The following is an 18,482-nucleotide window of genomic DNA, read 5'->3' as shown; positions in this document are numbered from 1 at the left end:
GCCGCATGGACGCCCTGATCTACACCGCGATGAGCGGTGCCGAACGCGCACTGCGGGCCCAGCAGGTGCACGCCAACAACCTGGCCAACCTGGACACCTCCGGTTTCCAGGCCGACATGGAACTGGCCACCAGCCAGACGGTGAGCGGCTTCGGCTACGACGCGCGCCACCTGAACAAGCTGCAGGCCAATGGCGTGTCGGCCCGCGAAGGCACGGCCAAGCCGACCGGGCGCGACCTGGACGTGGCCCTGCAGGGCGGCGGCTACCTGACGGTGCAGTACGGGGCCAGCGAGGCCTACACGCGGGCCGGCCAGCTGCAGCTGGCCGAGGACGGCGCGCTGACGGTCAATGGCCGGCCGGTGATGGGCGAAGGCGGCCCCATCGTGCTGCCGCCGTACCGCAAGCTGGAGATCGCCAGCGACGGCTCGATCTCCATCCAGCCGGCGGGCGAAGAGGCCATGCAGGTGGTCGACAAGCTCAAGCTGGTCAAGCCCGAGGCCAAGGACGTGGTCAAGAACGAAGCCGGGCTGATCGTCTCGCGCCGCGGCGACACGCTGGAGAGCGACGACAGCGTGCGCGTGCACGGCGGCTTCGTCGAAGGCAGCAACGTCGGCGCGGTCGAGGAAATGGTCGCGACGATGACGCTGAACCGCGACTTCGAGATCCAGATGAAGCTGTTCCACGCCGCCGACAGCATGGCCGACAGCGGCAACCGGCTGATCCGCGACTGAACCTCAGGTTCCTCAATTCAAACAGGAGTTCCCTATGAATCCCGCCATGTGGATCAGCAAGACCGGTGTGCAGGCGCAAGACGCCAAGCTGCAGGCCATTGCCAACAACCTCGCCAACGTCAACACCGTCGGCTTCAAGCGCGACCGGGTGATGCTGGAAGACCTGTTCTACCAGGTCGACAGCCAGCCCGGCGCCCAGAAGGCCGAGGGCACGACCTCGCCGGTCGGCACCATGCTGGGCACCGGCACGCGCGTGGTCGGCACGCAGAAGGTGTTCACCAACGGCAACCTGCAGACCACCGGCCAGAGCCTGGACGTGGCCATCGTCGGCAACGGTTTCCTGCAGGTCGCGATGCCCAATGGCGAGACCGGCTACACCCGCGCCGGCCAGCTGCAGGTCAATGCAGAAGGCAAGCTGGTGAATTCGCAAGGCCTGTCGCTGCAGCCCGAGATCACGATTCCCGCCACGGCCACCGCGGTGTCCATCTCCGAGTCCGGCCTGGTGACCGCGACCGTGAGCGGCAGCACCGCACCGACCGAACTCGGCCAGCTGCAGCTGGCCGGTTTCATCAACCCGGCCGGCCTGATGGCACGCGGCGAAAACCTGTTCCAGGAAACCGCCGCCAGCGGCACGCCGACCACCGGCAACCCCGGCACCGACGCATTCGGCAAGCTCAAGCAGGGCGCGCTGGAAGGCTCGAACGTGCAGGTAGTCGAAGAGATGGTGGACATGATCGCGGCGCAGCGCAGCTACGAGATGAACACCAAGGTGCTGTCTGCGGCCGACAACATGCTGCAGTCCCTGGCGCAGGCGGTGCGCTGAGATGCGTGCGCTTGTTCTTGCAGGGCTGATGGCAGGCGCGGCGCTGCTGGTCGGCTGCGCCGGCATCGAGCCGCCCAAGGCGCCGGAGCTGACGCCGCCATCGCCGCTGCCGCTGGTGCAGCAGGCGCCGCGCCGCGGCAGCTCGGGGGGCGTGTTCGTGGCCGACAACGGCTGGTCGCTGACCTCCGACGTGCGCAGCTTCCATGCCGGCGATGTGCTGACCGTGCTGCTGGACGAAACCACGCAGGCCAGCAAGAAGGCCAACACCAGCTTCGGCAAGAACAGCGATGTGTCGATCTCGCCGGCCACGCTGGCTGGCAAGGCGCTCAAGACGGACATCGGCCTGAGCAGCCAGAACAACTTCGCCGGCAACGCCGCGAGCACCCAGCAGAACGCCCTGCAGGGCGCCATCACGGTGATCGTGCACGAGGTCATGTCCAACGGCCTGCTGCGCGTGCAGGGCGAGAAAAGCCTGTACCTCAATCAGGGCGAGGAAATGATCCGGTTGAGCGGCTATGTGCGCGCTGCCGACATCACGCCGGACAACCGCGTTTCGTCGCAGCGCCTGGCCGAGGCCCGCATTGCCTACGCCGGCAGCGGCGCGCTGGCCGACACCAACAACGCAGGCTGGCTCTCGCGCTTCTTCGCCAGCCCCTGGATGCCGTTCTAAAAAAGAGATCACCCATGACCGCTTTGCGTTGGATCTTCGCCCCCCTGCTGACCAGCCTCTTGCTGGCCGGCGCCCATGCCGCGACACGCACCGCCGCCGAGCCGGCCGGCCAGCCGCTGCGCCAGTTGGTCAGCATCGAGGGCCAGCGCGAGAACCAGCTGCTGGGCTACGGCCTGGTGGTGGGCCTGAACGGCAGCGGCGACAGCACGCAGGTGAAGTACGCCGGCCAGTCGGTCAACAACATGCTCAAGCAGTTTGGCGTGAAGCTGCCGGACAACGTGGACGCGAAGTCCAAAAACGTGGCCACGGTGATGATCAGCGCCAGCTTCCCACCGGGCTACCGCAAGGGACAGACCATCGACGTGACCGTCGCCTCTCTGGGTGACGCCAAGAGCCTGCGTGGCGGCGTGCTGCTGCTCACGCCCCTGCGTGCGGCCAATGGCGAGGTCTACGCGATCAGCCAGGGCAACGTGGTGGTGGGCGGCATGACGGCGCAGGGCGCCAGCGGCTCCAGCGTCACGATCAACACGCCCACGGCCGGCCGCATCCCGAACGGCGCCAGCATCGAGCGCGAGATCGAGTCCGATTTCGACCAGAACCCCAGCGTGCGCCTGAGCCTGCGCCGGCCACACTTCCAGACCGCGACCAACATCGTCGACGCGATCAACAAGCGCTGGGGCGCGATTGCCACCGCGCGCGACGGCACCAGCGTGGAGGTCCAGGCGCCGATGAACCCGACCCAGCGCGTGGCCTTTGTCGCGCAGCTGGAGGCGATGACCATCGAGTCCGGCCTGGCCCGGCCCAAGGTGATCTTCAACTCGCGCACCGGCACCGTGGTGATCACCGACGGCGTGCGCGTGCGGCCGGCGGCCGTCTCGCACGGCTCGCTGAAGGTGGTGATCTCCGAAAGCTCGCAGGTCAGCCAGCCCAATGCCTTTGGCCAGGGCCAGACGCAGGTGACGCCGAACTCGCGTGTCAGCGTGGACCAGGGCCAGTCGCACATGTTCAAGTGGGCGCCCGGCGCCAACCTGCAGGCCATCATCGACGCGGTGAACGCCACCGGTGCGACGCCCGACGACATCATGTCCATCCTGCAGGCTCTGGACCAGGCCGGCGCGCTGGACGGCGAACTGGAGGTGATCTGATGCCCATGCTGCCGATCCACCCCACGACGGACCTGGCGCTGCCGGACAGCTTCACCGAGGCCGTCAAGCCCGCCCGCCCGGACCCGATGCAGGCCGCTGCGAAGCAGGCCGCGCAACAGTTCGAAAGCCACTTCATTGGCCAGATGCTGCACGACATGCGGCGCAGCAGCCGCGTGCTGAGCGACGAGAAGGAGACCCAGCGCAGCGGCGAGGACATGCTGGACATGGCCGACACGATGGTGGCCGACCAGCTGGCCACTCAGGGCGCGTTTGGCATTGCCGACCTGATGCTGCGGCAGGTGATGCCGTCGGCTGCCTCGTCATTTAAGTCCGCACTGCCACCGGTCGCCTCTTCTGAGGACAAGCCCTGAACTCCGGGGCCGGCTTCCCTCCTTCTCTTCACGCCACGCCGTCATGACGCTCATCACCAACGCCCTGTCAGGCGCCCAGGCGGCGCAGGTCGCGCTGAACACCACCAGCCAGAACATCGCCAACGTGATGACGGCTGGCTACACCCGCCAGGGCGTGCTGCTGCGCTCGGTGCAACCGTCGCGCAGCGGCGTGGCTGCAGCGGGTGACGGCGTGGCCTCGCCTTCGCTGTTCCGCTTCAGCGACAGCTACAAGAACCTGCAGCTCTGGCAGTCCAACACCCAGCTCGGCCAGCACAGCGTGGCCCAGCCCTACCTGACCCAGATGGAGCAGGTGATGGGCAACGACGACGCCAGCATCGCCACCGGGCTGGACAACTTCTTCGCGTCGCTGAACGCCGCCAGCGTGGAGCCCACGTCCACGCCCTTGCGGGATGGCGTGATCGGCGCGGCCCAGGCGCTGGCGCAGCGTTTCAACAGCCTGCGCCAGACGCTGTCCAGCCAGCAGGCCGCGGTGAGCCAGCAGCGCCAGGACCTGGTGACGCAGGTCAACAGCCAGGCGGCCGACATTGCCGGCCTGAACAAGCGCATTGCCGCGGCCCAGGCCGATGGCGTGAACGCTTCCGGCCTGATCGACCAGCGCGACCAGAAGATCGACAGCCTGTCCTCGCTGGTCGGCTTGCAGGTGGTGACGCAGCCCGACGGCAGCGCCAATGTCTCGCTGGCCGGCGGCCAGCCGCTGGTGGTCGGCCAGCTGAATTCGGCGCTGACGCTGACGACCCAACCCGACGGCAGCCAGGTCATGGCGCTGAAGTTCGCCAGCGAAAGCTTTGGCGTCAACTCCACGCAGATGGGCGGCGAGCTGGGCGGCCTGGCGGACTTCGAAAGCCAGCAGCTCAAGCCCATGGTGCAGTCGCTGCAGGACATGGCCAAGGGCCTGGCCGACGGCGTCAACAGCGTGCTGAGCGCCGGCTACACGATGAGCGGTGCGGCCGGCAAGCCGATGTTCAGCTTCGACCCGACCAGCAGCACCGCGATGCTGAGCGTGGACCCCACGCTGCAGGCCGCAGACCTGGGCCTTTCCGGCAGTGCCACCGAGCCGGGCAACAGCGACCAGCTGCAGGCCTTGATCGCGCTCAAGCAGCAGCCGGTCGCCATCAGCTCGCTGGGCAATGTGCTGCTGGGCGATGTGTACACCCAGCTGGTCGGCCGCGTGGGCATGGCCAGCCAGTCCAACCAGACGGCGATGGACACCGCGCAGACCGTGCGCGACCAGGCCGATGCCAACTGGAAGGCCACCAGCGGCGTCAACGAGGACGAGGAAGCCATCAACCTGATGCAGTACCAGCAGATGTACCAGGCCAACATGAAGGTGGTCGCCGTGGCCAACGACTTGTTCGACAGCCTGCTGCAAATGCTCTGAGCCCCCGGGAGACCACACCATGCGCATTGCCAGCACCCAGTACCACACGACGATGAACACGGCCCTGCAGCGGGCCAACGAGCGGCTCGAACACATCATGGAGCAGATGTCCACCGGCGCGCGCGTGCAGCTGCCTTCGGACGACCCGGTGACCAGCGTGCGGCTGTCGCGCCTGACGCGCGAGGACGCCGCGCTGACGCAGTACCGCAGCAACATCTCGGCGCTGAAGTCGCGGCTGTCGAACAACGAGGCCCAGCTGACCAGCATGACCGACGACATGCAGCAGGCGCGCGACCTGCTGCTGTGGGCCACCAACGGCAGCAACACCACCGACGACGTGGCCGCGATGGCCAGCTCGCTGACCGCCCTGCGCGACAGCCTGTACGACACCAGCAACAGCCGCGACCAGGAAGGCCGCTACCTGTTCTCCGGCACGGCCACCGGCACGGCCACCGTGACGCTGAACAGCAGCGCCGCCGCCGGCAGCCGCTACAGCTACACCGGCAACGGCGCGCTGCAGCAGGTGGTCGTGGGCAATGGCGTGACGCAGGCGGCCAACGTCGTGTTGCCGGAGTCCGCCGGGCTGCTGAACCAGCTGGACCTGATGATCCAGACGCTCAGCACACCGGGCGTGAACGTCAACGACGCGACCGTGCAGGCCACGCTGAAGACCGGGCTGACCAGCCTGGACAGCGCGATGAATTCGGTCAGCGCACGCATTTCCAAGCTGGGCGGCGCGCAGAACATGCTGGACACGCTGGACGGCGGCCACGCCAGCATCAGCCTGTCCAACCAGCAGGCCGCATTGACGCTGGGCCAGCTGGACTACAACCAGGCGGCGGTGCTGCTCAATGGCTACACCACGGCGGTGCAGGCGACCCAGAAAGCCTACGCCAAGGTCAGTGAACTGTCCTTGTTCAACGCAATGTGATGCCGTGAATCCGCCAGACTGACGGCCTATGCAGACGCTTTCCCTGGACCCGTCGACCCTGCTGCGGCCGACCTCGCCGGCTGGCACGCCTTCTTCGTCTTCGGCCAACGCAGCGGGCCGGACCGGTGCCGCGACGGCCATGCCGTCCGCCGAATTCACCGCGGCCCCCAGGCCCTCGCCGGCAGCCAAGGCCAGTCCCGCGCTGCGCACCAGCGCGTTGCAAGCCTGGGTGCCCGGCCAGCAGCAACAGGTGGCCGCCACACAGCAGACGGCCGACTACCTCGGCCGGCTCGGCCAGGCGCTGGGCGAGTTCAAGCAGGGCCTGAGCCAGGCCATCGCGCTGAAGCTGCCGGCCAGCAGCACGCTGCTGGCCCAGCGTGACCAGATCGGCCAGCTCTGGCAGCAGCGCAGCAGCGCCACCGCCGGCACGCTGGACGCGCAAGGCCAGCGCACCGAACCGGGTGCTGCGCGCCAAAGTTTCCAGATGCGCGGCCTGGACCAGGCCTCGCTCACCAGCCCCGCGCGCGAAACGCTGAGCCTGAACGTGCCCGGCCAACGCCAGGCCATCACCGTGGTGCTGGGCAATGCCAGCGGCCAGCCGGCCGACCCGGACAGCGCGCTGCGCCAGCTCAACGAAGCACTGGCGCCAGCCGACCTCAAGGCCACACTGAACAGCGAAGACGGTTCGGTGCAACTCTCGGTGCCCGAAGCCCAGTGGCCCGCAGTGCGCGACGGGCTCAGCTTGCGCGGCGGCGGCCAGCGCTTTCCGGCCGGCCAACCCACCCGCCCGCGGCTGGAAGCCCAGCCCGAAGCGATGCAGCCGGCCCGCTGGCAACTGGGCGACGCAACCAGCCAGCGCGAGGCCTTGCATGCCGTGCTGGGCGCCGAGCGCCTGATGCGCGAACGCAGCCACGAAACACGCAGCGAACTGGCGGACCTGCAAGCCGCTGCGGACACTTCGAGCGCCGAGTCCCTGGCCGCAGCCCAGGATCGCGCGCAGGCCACGGCCGACAAATTGGCCGCAGCGCCCGCCTATGCCAGCTGGCGCGAACTGCTGCCCGCCGTGCACGCGCTGCAGCGCGACCGCGTCGACAAGCTGCTGTCCTGATCAGTACAGCCGCGGCTCACCCGGCGGCCGGGTCTTGAAGCGGCGGTGCACCCAGTAATACTGCGCAGGCTGCTCGCGGATGCGGGCTTCCAGCCAACGGTTGAAGGCTGCCGTGGCGACCACCGGATCCGGGTCGTCGAAACCCGGCGGCGGGTCCTGGAACGACACCTTGTAGCCGCGGCCGCGCGGCAGCATCGTGATGACCATGGGCTGCACCCGCATCTTCATCGACTGCACCATGCGAGCTGGCGAGGCCAGCGTGGCGGTCTGCACGCCGAAGAAGGGCACGAAGACGGCGTCCTTCTCGGCGAAGCGGCCGAAGTCCATGTCCGGCAGGTTGACGAAACCGGCCCCGTCCTGGATGGCCCGCACGATGGGCCGGATGCCGCTGCGGCGCTCGATCAGCCGCGCATTGCCGAAGCGCGCACGCGACTTGTGCAGCCGCGCGTCCAGCACCGGGTTGCTCTGGCGCTGGTAGATGTTGATCGCGGGGCGCGACTGGAACAGCGTCAGCGCCGGGGCTGCGTAGTCCATACCGACGAAGTGCGGCAGCAGCCACATGATGGGCGCGCCGGTGCGCTCGGCCAACTGGATGTCGCCCTCCACATGCACCAGCCGCCGCACGCGCGCCTCGCTGCCGAACCACAGCACGCAGCGCTCCAGCAGGCTGCGCACCAGGAACACGAAGTGCTCACGGCCGAGTTGTTCGCGCTCCGCCTCGCTCTTTTCCGGAAAGCACAGCCGCAGGTTGGTGCGGACGATGCGCCGGCGCGACTTCAGCAGCGGCCACAGCAGCCGCCCCAGCACCTCGCCGAAAAACGCCAGCACCGGCGTAGGGAACCAGTGCAGCAGCCACAGGCCGAAGATCAGCACGCGGGCGCCGCCGTGCGAGAACTTCGCGCGCCAGCCGGTCTTGTGTCGTTTGCTGCTCATGCCAGCCCCTCGGCCGAGGTGTACCTCTGCCGGTCCCCCGAGGGGACTGCGGGCCGGCTTGGGGCGGCCCGGCGCTCGGCCCGCCCGGCTTCGGTCAACGGCATCGTCTGGTTCATGCCTGCCCTTCCGGCTTGCGCGGATTCTTGTAGCGGTTGTAGCCCCAGATGTATTGCTCCGGGCACTGCGAGATGACCCATTCCATGGCCTGGTTCATCGCGGTGGTCACGGCGAGGTCGTCGGCTTCGGCGTCACCCGTGGGCACCGGCAGGGGCGCGGGCAGCGGACGGTAGCAGAGCCGGAAGCCACGCCCGCCGGGCAGGCGGTCGCACCAGGTGAGCAGCACCGTGCAGCCGGTCTGCATCGCCAGCCGCGGGGCCAGCGTCATGGTGTAGGCGGGTCGGCCGAAAAACGCGGCCCAGGCGCCCTGCCCCTTGGGTGGCACCTGGTCGGGCAACAGGCCGACCGTCTCGCCTTTTTTCAGGGCCCGCAGCATCTGCCGCACGCCGGCCAGCGAGGCCGGCGCAACGCGCATGCCGGGCGCGTTGCGCGAGTGCACCTGCAAGGCCGCCAGGCTGGCTTTCCTGGACGGCCGGTACAGCGCGGTGATGGGCTGCTGCGCGCCCCAGCGTTCGGCATAGCCGCGCGCTGCAAACTCGAAACCACCCAGGTGCGGGGTGAGCAATAGCAAGCCACGGCCGGCGGCCAGCGCAGCGTCCACCTGCTCGGCCCCGTCCCAGACCAGGTAGGGCGCCAGCGAACGGCCAGCATCCCGGAACCACAGCCAGGGCGCCTCGGCCGACATGCGGCCAGCCTGCAGCGCCGAGCGCCGGGCCTGGGCTGGCGTGAGCCCGGCCAGCGCGGCGTTGGCCAGCAGGCGGCGGCGGTAGGACGGCGACAGCGCCCATGCCAGCCAGCCCAGCACCGCGCCCAGGGATTGCACCCAAGCGAGCGGCAAGCGCGAAATACCTCGCAACAAGAACATCAAAGCTTCGGATAAGATCGGCCCCATCGCCGAGTTAACAGGACAACTTGCGGGGCGATGCGCCAGGTTTTCGACCGATGGCGCCGGGCCGATTCTCTCCAGAATCGCCTGCCAAATGCCGCTAAAGCGTTCGCCGCTCTCTCAGGTTGCCGAGCTGCCAACGCGTCATCGACACAGCAACCGGAGAACCGCCAGTGGCGAACGATTATCTCTTCACCTCCGAATCCGTTTCGGAAGGTCACCCCGACAAGGTCGCCGACCAGATCTCCGATGCGATCCTCGACGCCATCTTCGCGCAGGACCCGCTGTCCCGCGTGGCGGCCGAAACGCTGTGCAACACCGGCCTGGTGGTGCTGGCCGGTGAAATCACCACGCAGGCCAACGTGGATTACATCCAGGTCGCGCGCGACACGATCAAGCGCATCGGCTACGACAACACCGAATACGGCATCGACTACAAGGGCTGCGCGGTGCTGGTGGCCTACGACAAGCAGAGCAACGACATCGCCCAGGGCGTGGACCGCGCCAGCGACGACTACCTGAACATCGGCGCCGGCGACCAGGGCCTGATGTTCGGCTACGCCTGCGACGAAACACCCGAGCTGATGCCCGCGCCGATCTACTACGCGCACCGCCTGGTCGAGCGCCAGGCCCAGCTGCGCAAGGACGGCCGCCTGCCTTTCCTGCGGCCGGACGCCAAGAGCCAGGTCACGCTGCGCTACGTGGACGGCAAGCCGGTGTCCATCGACACCGTCGTGCTGTCGACCCAGCACGCGCCCGAGATGAGCCTGGGCGACAAGATGAAGCCCGAGTTCTACGAGGCGGTGCGCGAAGAGATCATCAAGCCGGTGCTGCCGGCCGAATGGTTCACCGCCGAGACCAAGTACCTGATCAACCCGACAGGCCGCTTCGTCATCGGCGGCCCGCAGGGCGACTGCGGCCTGACCGGCCGCAAGATCATCGTCGACACCTACGGCGGCGCCTGCCCGCACGGCGGTGGCGCCTTCTCCGGCAAGGACCCGACCAAGGTCGACCGCTCGGCCGCCTACGCCGCACGCTACGTGGCCAAGAACATCGTGGCCGCCGGCCTGGCCCGCCAGTGCCAGATCCAGGTGGCTTACGCGATCGGCGTGGCCCGCCCGATGAACGTCACGGTCTACACCGAAGGCACAGGCCTGATCCCCGACGAGCAGATCGCCAAGCTGGTCAATGAGCTGTTCGACCTGCGCCCCAAGGGCATCATCCAGATGCTGGACCTGCTCAAGCCCATCTACTCGAAGACCGCGGCCTACGGCCACTTCGGGCGGGAGGAGCCTGAGTTCACGTGGGAGCGCACGGATCGCGCTGCCGCACTGCGCGCAGCAGCCGGCTTGTAAACGCCCAGCGCCAAAGACAAAGGCCGCCACCGGAATCCCGGCGGCGGCCTTTTTTTCGTGGCTGAATGGCGGGTTCAGCCCATTCCGCAAAGCTTGCGAAACGGTCCCAGCACCGCGTCGCCGCGGAAGGGTTTGACGATCCAGCCGTTGATGCCGATGGCCTTCGCGCGCGTGCGCATCGCCGGGTTGTCCTCGGTCGTCAGCATCACGATGCGCACGTCCTTGTTGCAAAGCTCGGTGCGGATCTTCTCGGCCATGGTCAGGCCGTCCATGTTGGGCATGTTGATGTCGCTGACCACCAGCCGGATGCCGGGGTCCTTGTTCAGCTGCACCAGGCCATCGCGGCCATCGGTCGCCACCGCCACCTCGAAGCCGTTCTTGCTCAGGAAACCGGCAACGATCTCCCGCATCGTGTTGGAGTCATCAACCACCAGAACGTGGGCCATGGCGGTCTCCTCTTTGAGGTCTTTGGGAATGAGACATCGGATGGCGCGCGATCAAAACAATTCGAGCTCACCAGTGGCTGCGCTGCTGCCGCTGGAAGCGTCGGCAAACACCGCGAACTCCTCGGGCGACCAGTGCAGGTTGAAGATCAGGCGCTGCACGATGGTCAGCGGTGGCAGGCCGGGGCGGCGCGGGTCCGAAAGCTGGTAGCGCACGCATAGCTGCGGGTCCTGAGAGCCGAACGAGATGTACTTGTGCTCGTGGTTGATCACGATGGGCACCTGGCTCTGCTGGTTGGCAAAGGCCTTGGGCGGGATGTAGCGGTTCTTGAACGCGCCCCAGATCAGGTTGGTCGTCTCGCCCAGCAGGTGATTGAGTTCGCGGAAATTCAGGTCGCCACCGACGCCTTCGTAACCCATGCCCTGCATCAGGCCCTGGCGCAACGCCCCCTCTTCCGTCTGCAGCATCATGTAGCCGCGGCACCAGGTGCTCTCCAGCGGAATCAGCGTCGACACCTGGCCGAAGATGATGCGGTCGTGCACCACGTAGGGCGACTCGGCCTTCACCGTCGCATGCGGGAACATCGAACGCATCGCCGAGCAGGTCAGCTCGACCACACCGTTCACCAGCTCGGTCGGGTAGCGCAGGCTGAAGATGCTGCGCTCGACGCAGGACTGCAGCTGCGCCAGGTCGCCGGTCGTCCACGGATGGCGAATCGCAATTTCCTGCTCCTCGCTCAGCGGCTGGTTGCTGGTGCGGCGCAGGAAGATCGGCAGCTCCGGCCGCAACTTGTGGATGCTGCAGGCCAGCGCCAGGCTGTCCATGCCCTCCAGCGGCAAGTCCTCGGCCAGCATCACGCCGCCCAGGTCCTTGTGCTGCGACAAGGTGGCCAGCGCGTCCGGCGCACTGCGCGGCATGGCCATCAAGCCCATGCGCTCGCAAAAATCCATCAGGCATTGGTACTGCTTGGCGTCATGCTCCAGCAGCAGTACCTTGGCGGCGAGATTGGTGGTCTCAGTCACAGCATCCTCCGAAACCCAGGCGTGAACAAGACGACCAGCCCACACGAGCCGGTCGCTTCATGCATGCTTATCGGCAGGTCGGCGCCGGGCTGGAGGCCCTGGCCACCATTGACTTCAAGCCTTGCGCGGCTTGACCTTGCTGGCGGCCAGCTTGGCCTGGGTGCGGGCGGTTTCCACGTCCGCGTCGTGCACCAGGGCCACGCCCATGCGGCGCTTGACGAAGCTCTCGGGCTTGCCGAACAGGCGGATCTCGCTGTTCGGGACGCGCATGGCGTCGGCCACGCCGTCGAAGACGATGCCCGTGGCATCGACGCCGCCGTAGATCACGGCGCTGGCGCCGGGGCTCTTCAGCGAGGTGTCCACCGGCAGGCCGAGGATGGCGCGGGCGTGAAGTTCGAATTCGTTCTGCCACTGGGTGATCATCGTGACCATGCCGGTGTCGTGCGGGCGCGGGCTGACTTCGCTGAACCAGACCTGGTCGCCCTTGACGAACAGCTCCACGCCGAACAAGCCCTGGCCGCCCAGGTTGTCGGTGACGGTCTTGGCGACGCGGCGCGACTCGGCCAGCGCGGCGGGCGACATCGGGTGCGGCTGCCAGCTCTCCACGTAGTCGCCGCTGACCTGCACGTGGCCGATCGGGTCGCAGAAGAAGGTTTCGACCTGGCCGCTTTCACCCACCGCACGGACGGTAAGCTGCGTGATCTCGTAGTCGAAGTCAATGAAGCCTTCGACGATGACCCGGCCCGGGCCAACGCGGCCGCCAGCCATTGCGTAGTCCCAGGCCTTCTGCACATCGGCCGGACCGTCGATCTTGCTCTGGCCCTTGCCTGAGCTGCTCATCACCGGCTTGACGATGCAGGGGTAGCCAATGCCCGCATCGATGGCCGCTTGCAGTTCAGCCAGCGAATCGCAGAACTTGTACGGGCTGGTCGGCAGGCCCAGGGTTTCGGCGGCCAGGCGGCGGATGCCTTCGCGGTCCATCGTCAGCCGGGCGGCGCGGGCAGTGGGGATGCAACGAACCTTGCCTTCGGCCTCCAGCGCTTCCAGCACCGGCGTGGCAATGGCCTCGATCTCGGGCACGACCAGGTCCGGCTTCTCGGCTTCGATCAGCGCGCGCAGCTGGACCGGGTCGCTCATCGTGATGGTGCGCGCATGGTGCGCCACCTGCTGGCCGGGCGCGTTGTCGTAGCGGTCGACCGCGATGGTCTCGACGCCCAGGCGCTGCAGCGCGATCAGCACCTCCTTGCCCAGTTCCCCCGAGCCAAGCAGCATCACACGGGTGGCGGAAGGGGACAGCGGGGTTCCAAGGGTGGTCATGGCGGAGGTCAATCTCGGTATTTCGATGAGGCCGGCATTGTCGCCGCTGCGGCATCATCCTGACCATGCCTGCCCTGACCCTGGACGACCTGCGCCGCTACGCGATTGCCCGCAGCCTTTTCAAGCCCACCACCCTGCCCCGCGCACTGCAGCGCCTGGGCTTTGTGCAAGCCGACCCGCTGCGCGCGCCGGCCCGCGCACAGGACCTGACGCTGCGCCACCGCGTGCTGGACTACCGCGCCGGCGACCTGGACCGGCGCTACACCAGGCTGCCGTACGAGGAAGACTTCTTCGTCAACTACGGCTATGTGCACCGCGACACGCAGGCGCTGATGCACCCGCGCGAGGCCAGGCACGAGTGGGCGCCCGAGCGCTGGGCGCAGGCCGCGGACGTGCTGGCCTATGTGCGCGAACGCGGCGTGGTGCACCCGCGCGAGGTGGACGCGCATTTCGCCCACGGCAAGGTGACCAACTGGTTCGGCGGCTCGTCCAACGCCAGCACCGAATTGCTGGACGGCATGCACTACCGCGGCATGCTGCGCGTGGCACGGCGCGAGGGCGGCACGCGGCTGTACGCGGTGCGCGAAGCCGCGGCGGCCCCGGTGGACCGGGACGTGGCCTTCGACACGCTGATCGACCTGGTGGTCAACAAGTACGCGCCGCTGCCGGCCACCACGCTGGCGCAGCTCACGCGTTTCCTCGGCGGCGGCGTGCCGCAGTGGCGCGCGCACCGGGCCGAGGCGCTGCACCGCGCCCGCGAGCGGCTGGCCAGTGCCGAGGTGGACGGCGTGCAATGGTTCTGGCCGGCCGACGAAAAACCGGCTTCGAAGCGCCATCAGGTGCCCGAAGCCGTGTGGCTGCTGGCGCCGTTCGACCCGGTGGTCTGGGACCGGCCGCGCTTCGAGCATTTCTGGGGCTGGGCCTACCGCTTCGAGGCCTACACCCCCGCGGCCAAACGCCTGCGCGGCCACTACGCGCTGCCGCTGCTGTGGCGCGAGCAGGTGATCGGCTGGGCCAACCTGAAGGTGAGCGACGGCCGGCTGGTGCCGGACCTCGGTTTCGTGGAGAAACGCCCGCGCAGCGCCGCGTTCAGCCAGGCGCTGGACGAGGAGCTGCAGCGCATGCACAGCTTCCTCGACCTGGGCTGAGAGCCCTCAGAAGCTGTGAATGAATCGATCGGGCCCGAAGGGGTTGTCAAAACGGGCCCAATCTAGGCGCAAAGCACAGCTGTAGCTCGGGCTACAGCGAGCATTTGCAACGACGAGTGGGCGCGTTTTGGCGGCCCAGGCGGGTTCGAGTGATTCGTTCGCAGCTTCTCTAGACGTTCACGTTGGCCATGGCTGCTTCCGGGTAGCGGGTGCCCGAAACCGGGTGTTCGGCCAGCACGGCCATCAGTTGCTCGCGCAGCGCCGGATCCAGCGTGATGCGCGTGGCCGCGGCGTTTTCGTCCAGCCTGGTGCTGCTGCGGGTGCCAGGGATGGGCACGATGTCGTCACCCTGGTCCAGCAGCCAGGCCAGCGCCAGTTGGGCCGGCGTGTGGCCATGGTCGCGGGCCAGCATGCCCAGCGCGTTGGCCAGCGCCAGGTTGGCGTCGAGGTTGGCGGCCTGGAAGCGCGGGTTGGCGCGGCGCCAGTCGTCGGCCGCCAGCTGGTCGGTGCTGCGGATCGCACCGGTCAGGAAACCACGGCCCAGCGGGCTGTAGGGGACCAGCGCAATGCCCAGTTCGCGGCAGGTGGGCAGCACTTCATCTTCGACGTCGCGGCTCCACAGCGAATACTCGGTCTGCACCGCGGCAATCGGGTGCACCGCGGCGGCGCGGCGGATGGTTGCGGCCGAGGCTTCGGACAGGCCCAGGTGCTTGACCTTGCCGGCCTTGACCAGTTCGGCCATCGCACCGACGGTCTCCTCGATCGGCACCTTCTTGTCGACCCGATGCTGATAGTAGAGGTCGATCTGCTCGACGCCCAGGCGCTGCAGGCTGGCGTCGCAGGCCTTGCGCACGTAGGCCGCGCTGCCGTCGATGCCCAGCAGCGTGCCGTCCGGCGCACGCACGTTGCCGAACTTGGTGGCGATCACGACTTCGCTGCGGCGCTTGGCCAGCACCTGCGAGATGAGCTGCTCGTTGCGGCCCACGCCGTACATGTCGGCGGTGTCGAAGAAATTCAGGCCGATGTCCAGCGCGTGGTGCAGCACGGCCAGGGACTGGGCGTCGTCCCGCGGGCCGTAGAAGTCGGACATGCCCATGCAGCCCAGGCCGATGGCCGAGACCTGCGGGCCCTGGGTGCCCAGGCGGCGGCGCGGCAGTGCGGCGCTTGTCTTGGTGGTGGTCATGACAGTCTCTCCTTGTGAGCGGGCAGCGGCCCTGTGCCGCTGCGATGGACCGAAGCTTAGGCAGCGGCGCCACGCCGGCACAGTGCAAAGCTCGGCCATCCTTGCCTGATCCTCCGATCCTGCGGCCACCGCCGCGCCAGGGCCAATGCGGCGCTTGCACAATCGACAGCATGGCCGAATCGACACTTGCAGCTGCCCCATCCACCGCCGAACTTGAACTGGATGCCCTGCGACAGCAGGCCCTGGCCCTGGCGCTGCGCCGAGCCACCAGCGAAGGCACGCATGCCACCGCGGTGCCCGGCCTGAAGCTGATCCGCGCCAGCGCACCCGCCGCGCGGCTGCCTGTCGTCTACGAACCCGGCCTGGTGCTGGCACTGCAGGGCGCCAAGCAGGTGCAGTTGGGCGACGAAGTACTGACCTACGGCCCCAGCCACTGCCTGCTGGTGGCCATGCCGCTGATGCCGCGCAGCCACGTGATCCAGGCCACGCCGGACAAGCCCTACATCTGCCTGCGCTTCAGCTGCGACACCCAGACGCTGGCCGACCTGTTGCTCGAACTGGACGCCGGCCCGCCGGTGACGGCAGCGCCGGTCGAACCCGCCGCCGGCGGCCTGAACCTGGCGCCCGTGACCGCGCCGCTGCTGGACGCTGCGCTGCGCCTGTTGCAGCTGCTGGACACGCCGCAGGACCTGCGCATGCTGGCACCGCTGGTGCAGCGCGAGATCTTCTACCGCGTGCTGACCGGGCCGCTGGGCCCGCGGCTGCGCGCACTGGCGGCCGGCGACAGCGCCGCGCCGCGCATTGCCCGCGCAGTCGAGCAGCTGACGCAGCGCTACGACCAGCCGCTGCGCATCGACGAGCTGGCCGCCAGCGCGGCGATGAGCCCATCCACGCTGCACCTGCGCTTCAAGCAGCTGACGACGCTGTCGCCGCTGCAGTTCCAGAAGTCCCTGCGGCTGCAGCACGCGCGCCGGCTGATGCTGGCCGAAGGGCTGGACGCCAGCACTGCGGCGCACCGCGTGGGCTACGAAAGCCCGTCGCAGTTCAGCCGCGAGTACCGGCGGCTGTTCGGCACGCCGCCGCGGGCCGACATCAGCCAGCTCAAAGCGCCGGCCGATGCGACATAAGTCCTGAAACCGACAGCGCCGGTACTGCACCCGCGGCAAGGGACGCCTCGCCAGCGGCTGCGGTGCTGGTTAGAATCCGGCCCTCGGTTCCGAGGAGCGTTGCAAGGCCAGCAGGCCCCAGGCTCGGAACCTTCTGCTTTGCAACGGCGCTCACCCGCACGGCCCTGCGATCCATGGCCGTGGCGCCCAGGGTGAGTTGTGTCCCGCTTGTGCCGGTGCACGCTGTTGTTCATCCTGTTCGCCACCGCGGGTCAACCCTTTGACTTTCGGAGCTCCCCGATGAATGCAGCCACTCCCGCCAGCCAACTGCTGGCCACCGATTCCCACGTCATTGCCGACCTGTCCCTCGCCGCCTGGGGCCGCAAGGAAATCAAGATCGCCGAGACCGAGATGCCCGGCCTGATGGCGATCCGCGAGGAATTCGCCGCCAGCCAGCCGCTGAAAGGCGCGCGCATCACCGGCTCGCTGCACATGACGATCCAGACCGCCGTGCTGGTCGAGACGCTGCAGGCCCTGGGCGCGCAAGTGCGCTGGGCCTCGTGCAACATCTTCTCGACGCAGGACCATGCCGCTGCCGCGCTGGTCGCCGCCGGCACTCCGGTCTTCGCCTACAAGGGCGAAACCCTGAAAGACTACTGGGACTACACCCACCGCATCTTCGACTTCGGCGCCGCCGGCACGCCGGGCGAAGGCCCGAACATGATCCTGGACGATGGCGGCGACGCCACGCTGCTGATGCATCTGGGCCAGAAGGCCGAGAAGGATCTGTCCGTCATCGCCAACCCGAAGAGCGAAGAAGAGACCGAACTCTTCGCCGCGATCAAGGCCAAGCTGGCGGTGGACCCGACCTGGTACACCCGCAAGAGCGCCGAGATCATCGGCGTGACCGAAGAGACAACCACCGGCGTGCACCGCCTGAAGGAAATGTCGGTCAAGGGCACGCTGCTGTTCCGCGCGATCAACGTCAACGACTCGGTCACCAAGAGCAAGTTCGACAACCTCTACGGCTGCCGTGAAAGCCTGGTGGACGGCATCAAGCGCGCCACCGACGTGATGATCGCCGGCAAGGTCGCCTGCGTGGCCGGTTATGGCGACGTGGGCAAGGGCTCGGCGCAGGCACTGCGCGCGCTGTCGGCCCAGGTCTGGGTGACCGAGATCGACCCGATCAACGCGCTGCAGGCTGCGATGGAAGGCTACAAGGTCGTGACCATGGAATACGCGGCCGACAAGGCCGACATCTTCGTGACCACCACCGGCAACAAGGACGTCATCCGCCATGAACACATGGCAGCGATGAAGGACCAGGCCATCGTCTGCAACATCGGCCACTTCGACAACGAGATCGACGTCGCGTCGCTCGAGAAGTACGAGTGGGACGAGATCAAGCCCCAGGTCGACCACGTGGTCTTCCCGGACGGCAAGAAGATCATCCTGCTGGCCAAGGGTCGCCTGGTGAACCTGGGCTGCGGCACCGGCCACCCCAGCTTCGTGATGAGCTCCTCGTTCGCCAACCAGACCATCGCCCAGATCGAGCTGTTCTGCCACAAGGACGGCTACGACGTGGGCAAGGTCTACGTGCTGCCCAAGCACCTGGACGAGAAGGTCGCCCGCCTGCACCTGAAGAAGGTCGGCGCGATGCTGACCGAGCTGACGGACGAGCAGGCGGCCTACATTGGCGTGCCCAAGCAAGGCCCCTACAAGCCCGACACCTACCGGTACTGACCCGGTTTCGCGCCCAGCGTTCGCCTCGC

Annotated in this window: 18 protein-coding genes and 1 riboswitch; of the genes, 12 read left to right on the top strand and 6 right to left on the bottom strand. The window is 67.9% G+C overall.

Translation table 11 applies throughout. The features are described 5' to 3' along the window. Positions 1-5: 5 nt before the first annotated feature. The 8 genes from AC3WR5_RS28420 to AC3WR5_RS28385 are packed head-to-tail and all read left to right on the top strand — an operon-like array spanning position 6 to position 7,199. Entirely contained in the window at positions 6-731 is a 726-nt protein-coding gene (locus tag AC3WR5_RS28420) for a flagellar basal body rod protein FlgF (RefSeq protein ID WP_141287866.1), read from the top strand. A 34-nt stretch (positions 732-765) separates the two neighbouring features. Beyond that, a complete protein-coding gene (flgG, locus tag AC3WR5_RS28415; RefSeq protein ID WP_492488857.1) occupies positions 766-1,554 on the top strand; it encodes a flagellar basal-body rod protein FlgG in 789 nt (262 codons plus the stop codon). A 1-nt stretch (position 1,555) separates the two neighbouring features. Next, positions 1,556-2,224, top strand: a complete 669-nt coding sequence (gene flgH, locus AC3WR5_RS28410) for a flagellar basal body L-ring protein FlgH (RefSeq protein ID WP_492488855.1) — start codon at positions 1,556-1,558, stop codon at positions 2,222-2,224. Positions 2,225-2,238: 14 nt separating this feature from the next. Continuing rightward, positions 2,239-3,369 (top strand): flagellar basal body P-ring protein FlgI, encoded by a 1,131-nt coding sequence (locus AC3WR5_RS28405; RefSeq protein ID WP_492488854.1) that lies wholly within the window; start codon positions 2,239-2,241, stop codon positions 3,367-3,369. Continuing rightward, positions 3,369-3,740 carry a rod-binding protein gene (locus AC3WR5_RS28400; RefSeq protein WP_492488853.1) on the top strand — a complete coding sequence of 124 codons (372 nt, stop codon included), beginning with the start codon at positions 3,369-3,371 and terminating at the stop codon, positions 3,738-3,740. The genes AC3WR5_RS28405 and AC3WR5_RS28400 overlap by 1 nt, the downstream gene beginning before the upstream one ends. 43 nt (positions 3,741-3,783) lie before the next feature. After that, positions 3,784-5,160, top strand: a complete 1,377-nt coding sequence (gene flgK / locus AC3WR5_RS28395; RefSeq protein WP_492488851.1) for a flagellar hook-associated protein FlgK — start codon at positions 3,784-3,786, stop codon at positions 5,158-5,160. 19 nt (positions 5,161-5,179) lie between these two features. Further along, on the top strand, positions 5,180-6,091 hold the full coding sequence (gene flgL, locus AC3WR5_RS28390; RefSeq protein ID WP_141287871.1) for a flagellar hook-associated protein FlgL: 912 nt from the start codon (positions 5,180-5,182) through the stop codon (positions 6,089-6,091). Positions 6,092-6,119: 28 nt separating this feature from the next. Next, complete coding sequence (locus AC3WR5_RS28385) at positions 6,120-7,199, top strand: hypothetical protein (RefSeq protein WP_492488849.1); 1,080 nt, start codon at positions 6,120-6,122, stop codon at positions 7,197-7,199. On the opposite strand, the gene AC3WR5_RS28380 is transcribed toward AC3WR5_RS28385, so the two are convergent. Then, positions 7,200-8,132: a lysophospholipid acyltransferase family protein gene (locus AC3WR5_RS28380; RefSeq protein WP_492488848.1), complete on the bottom strand. Its 933-nt coding sequence runs from the start codon at positions 8,130-8,132 to the stop codon at positions 7,200-7,202. A 112-nt stretch (positions 8,133-8,244) separates the two neighbouring features. Next, complete coding sequence (locus tag AC3WR5_RS28375; RefSeq protein WP_492488846.1) at positions 8,245-9,114, bottom strand: lysophospholipid acyltransferase family protein; 870 nt, start codon at positions 9,112-9,114, stop codon at positions 8,245-8,247. Between the two features lie 194 nt (positions 9,115-9,308). On the opposite strand from AC3WR5_RS28375, the gene metK reads away from it, so the two are divergent. Then, positions 9,309-10,490 carry a methionine adenosyltransferase gene (gene metK / locus AC3WR5_RS28370; protein ID WP_492488845.1) on the top strand — a complete coding sequence of 394 codons (1,182 nt, stop codon included), beginning with the start codon at positions 9,309-9,311 and terminating at the stop codon, positions 10,488-10,490. A gap of 74 nt (positions 10,491-10,564) precedes the next feature. Here the strand turns inward: metK and AC3WR5_RS28365 are convergent, their stop codons facing one another. The 3 genes from AC3WR5_RS28365 to purT form a co-directional block, all read right to left on the bottom strand. Then, positions 10,565-10,936, bottom strand: a complete 372-nt coding sequence (locus AC3WR5_RS28365) for a response regulator (RefSeq protein WP_141289719.1) — start codon at positions 10,934-10,936, stop codon at positions 10,565-10,567. 51 nt (positions 10,937-10,987) lie between these two features. Next, on the bottom strand, positions 10,988-11,956 hold the full coding sequence (locus tag AC3WR5_RS28360; RefSeq protein ID WP_141289720.1) for a chemotaxis protein CheX: 969 nt from the start codon (positions 11,954-11,956) through the stop codon (positions 10,988-10,990). A gap of 114 nt (positions 11,957-12,070) precedes the next feature. Then, positions 12,071-13,273: a formate-dependent phosphoribosylglycinamide formyltransferase gene (gene purT, locus AC3WR5_RS28355; RefSeq protein WP_492488842.1), complete on the bottom strand. Its 1,203-nt coding sequence runs from the start codon at positions 13,271-13,273 to the stop codon at positions 12,071-12,073. A gap of 65 nt (positions 13,274-13,338) precedes the next feature. Here purT and AC3WR5_RS28350 point away from each other — a divergent pair, with 65 nt between their 5' ends. Next, on the top strand, positions 13,339-14,421 hold the full coding sequence (locus AC3WR5_RS28350; protein WP_492488840.1) for a DNA glycosylase AlkZ-like family protein: 1,083 nt from the start codon (positions 13,339-13,341) through the stop codon (positions 14,419-14,421). Between the two features lie 169 nt (positions 14,422-14,590). Here the strand turns inward: AC3WR5_RS28350 and AC3WR5_RS28345 are convergent, their stop codons facing one another. After that, complete coding sequence (locus AC3WR5_RS28345; RefSeq protein WP_492488838.1) at positions 14,591-15,604, bottom strand: aldo/keto reductase; 1,014 nt, start codon at positions 15,602-15,604, stop codon at positions 14,591-14,593. Positions 15,605-15,774: 170 nt separating this feature from the next. On the opposite strand from AC3WR5_RS28345, the gene AC3WR5_RS28340 reads away from it, so the two are divergent. Both AC3WR5_RS28340 and ahcY read left to right on the top strand, forming a co-directional pair. Next, positions 15,775-16,731, top strand: coding sequence for an AraC family transcriptional regulator (locus AC3WR5_RS28340; RefSeq protein ID WP_492488836.1), 957 nt, complete (start codon positions 15,775-15,777; stop codon positions 16,729-16,731). An 85-nt stretch (positions 16,732-16,816) separates the two neighbouring features. Next, positions 16,817-16,890: riboswitch (S-adenosyl-L-homocysteine riboswitch) on the top strand. A 120-nt stretch (positions 16,891-17,010) separates the two neighbouring features. Beyond that, positions 17,011-18,453, top strand: coding sequence for an adenosylhomocysteinase (gene ahcY, locus AC3WR5_RS28335; RefSeq protein ID WP_492488834.1), 1,443 nt, complete (start codon positions 17,011-17,013; stop codon positions 18,451-18,453). Positions 18,454-18,482 lie beyond the last annotated feature (29 nt).

This window comes from Ideonella sp. FW305-24 (genome assembly GCF_058788035.1).
This window is presented reverse-complemented; position numbering and strand designations above follow the sequence as displayed.

Bases quoted from the DNA above. Each gene is read 5' to 3' on its own strand.
- AC3WR5_RS28420 (WP_141287866.1), top strand. From the start codon at position 6: ATGGACGCCCTGATCTACACCGCGATGAGCGGTGCCGAACGCGCACTG.
- flgG (WP_492488857.1), top strand. From the start codon at position 766: ATGAATCCCGCCATGTGGATCAGCAAGACCGGTGTGCAGGCGCAAGAC.
- flgH (WP_492488855.1), top strand. From the start codon at position 1,556: ATGCGTGCGCTTGTTCTTGCAGGGCTGATGGCAGGCGCGGCGCTGCTG.
- AC3WR5_RS28405 (WP_492488854.1), top strand. From the start codon at position 2,239: ATGACCGCTTTGCGTTGGATCTTCGCCCCCCTGCTGACCAGCCTCTTG.
- AC3WR5_RS28400 (WP_492488853.1), top strand. From the start codon at position 3,369: ATGCCCATGCTGCCGATCCACCCCACGACGGACCTGGCGCTGCCGGAC.
- flgK (WP_492488851.1), top strand. From the start codon at position 3,784: ATGACGCTCATCACCAACGCCCTGTCAGGCGCCCAGGCGGCGCAGGTC.
- flgL (WP_141287871.1), top strand. From the start codon at position 5,180: ATGCGCATTGCCAGCACCCAGTACCACACGACGATGAACACGGCCCTG.
- AC3WR5_RS28385 (WP_492488849.1), top strand. From the start codon at position 6,120: ATGCAGACGCTTTCCCTGGACCCGTCGACCCTGCTGCGGCCGACCTCG.
- AC3WR5_RS28380 (WP_492488848.1), bottom strand. From the start codon at position 8,132: ATGAGCAGCAAACGACACAAGACCGGCTGGCGCGCGAAGTTCTCGCAC.
- AC3WR5_RS28375 (WP_492488846.1), bottom strand. From the start codon at position 9,114: ATGTTCTTGTTGCGAGGTATTTCGCGCTTGCCGCTCGCTTGGGTGCAA.
- AC3WR5_RS28365 (WP_141289719.1), bottom strand. From the start codon at position 10,936: ATGGCCCACGTTCTGGTGGTTGATGACTCCAACACGATGCGGGAGATC.
- purT (WP_492488842.1), bottom strand. From the start codon at position 13,273: ATGACCACCCTTGGAACCCCGCTGTCCCCTTCCGCCACCCGTGTGATG.
- AC3WR5_RS28350 (WP_492488840.1), top strand. From the start codon at position 13,339: ATGCCTGCCCTGACCCTGGACGACCTGCGCCGCTACGCGATTGCCCGC.
- AC3WR5_RS28345 (WP_492488838.1), bottom strand. From the start codon at position 15,604: ATGACCACCACCAAGACAAGCGCCGCACTGCCGCGCCGCCGCCTGGGC.
- AC3WR5_RS28340 (WP_492488836.1), top strand. From the start codon at position 15,775: ATGGCCGAATCGACACTTGCAGCTGCCCCATCCACCGCCGAACTTGAA.
- ahcY (WP_492488834.1), top strand. From the start codon at position 17,011: ATGAATGCAGCCACTCCCGCCAGCCAACTGCTGGCCACCGATTCCCAC.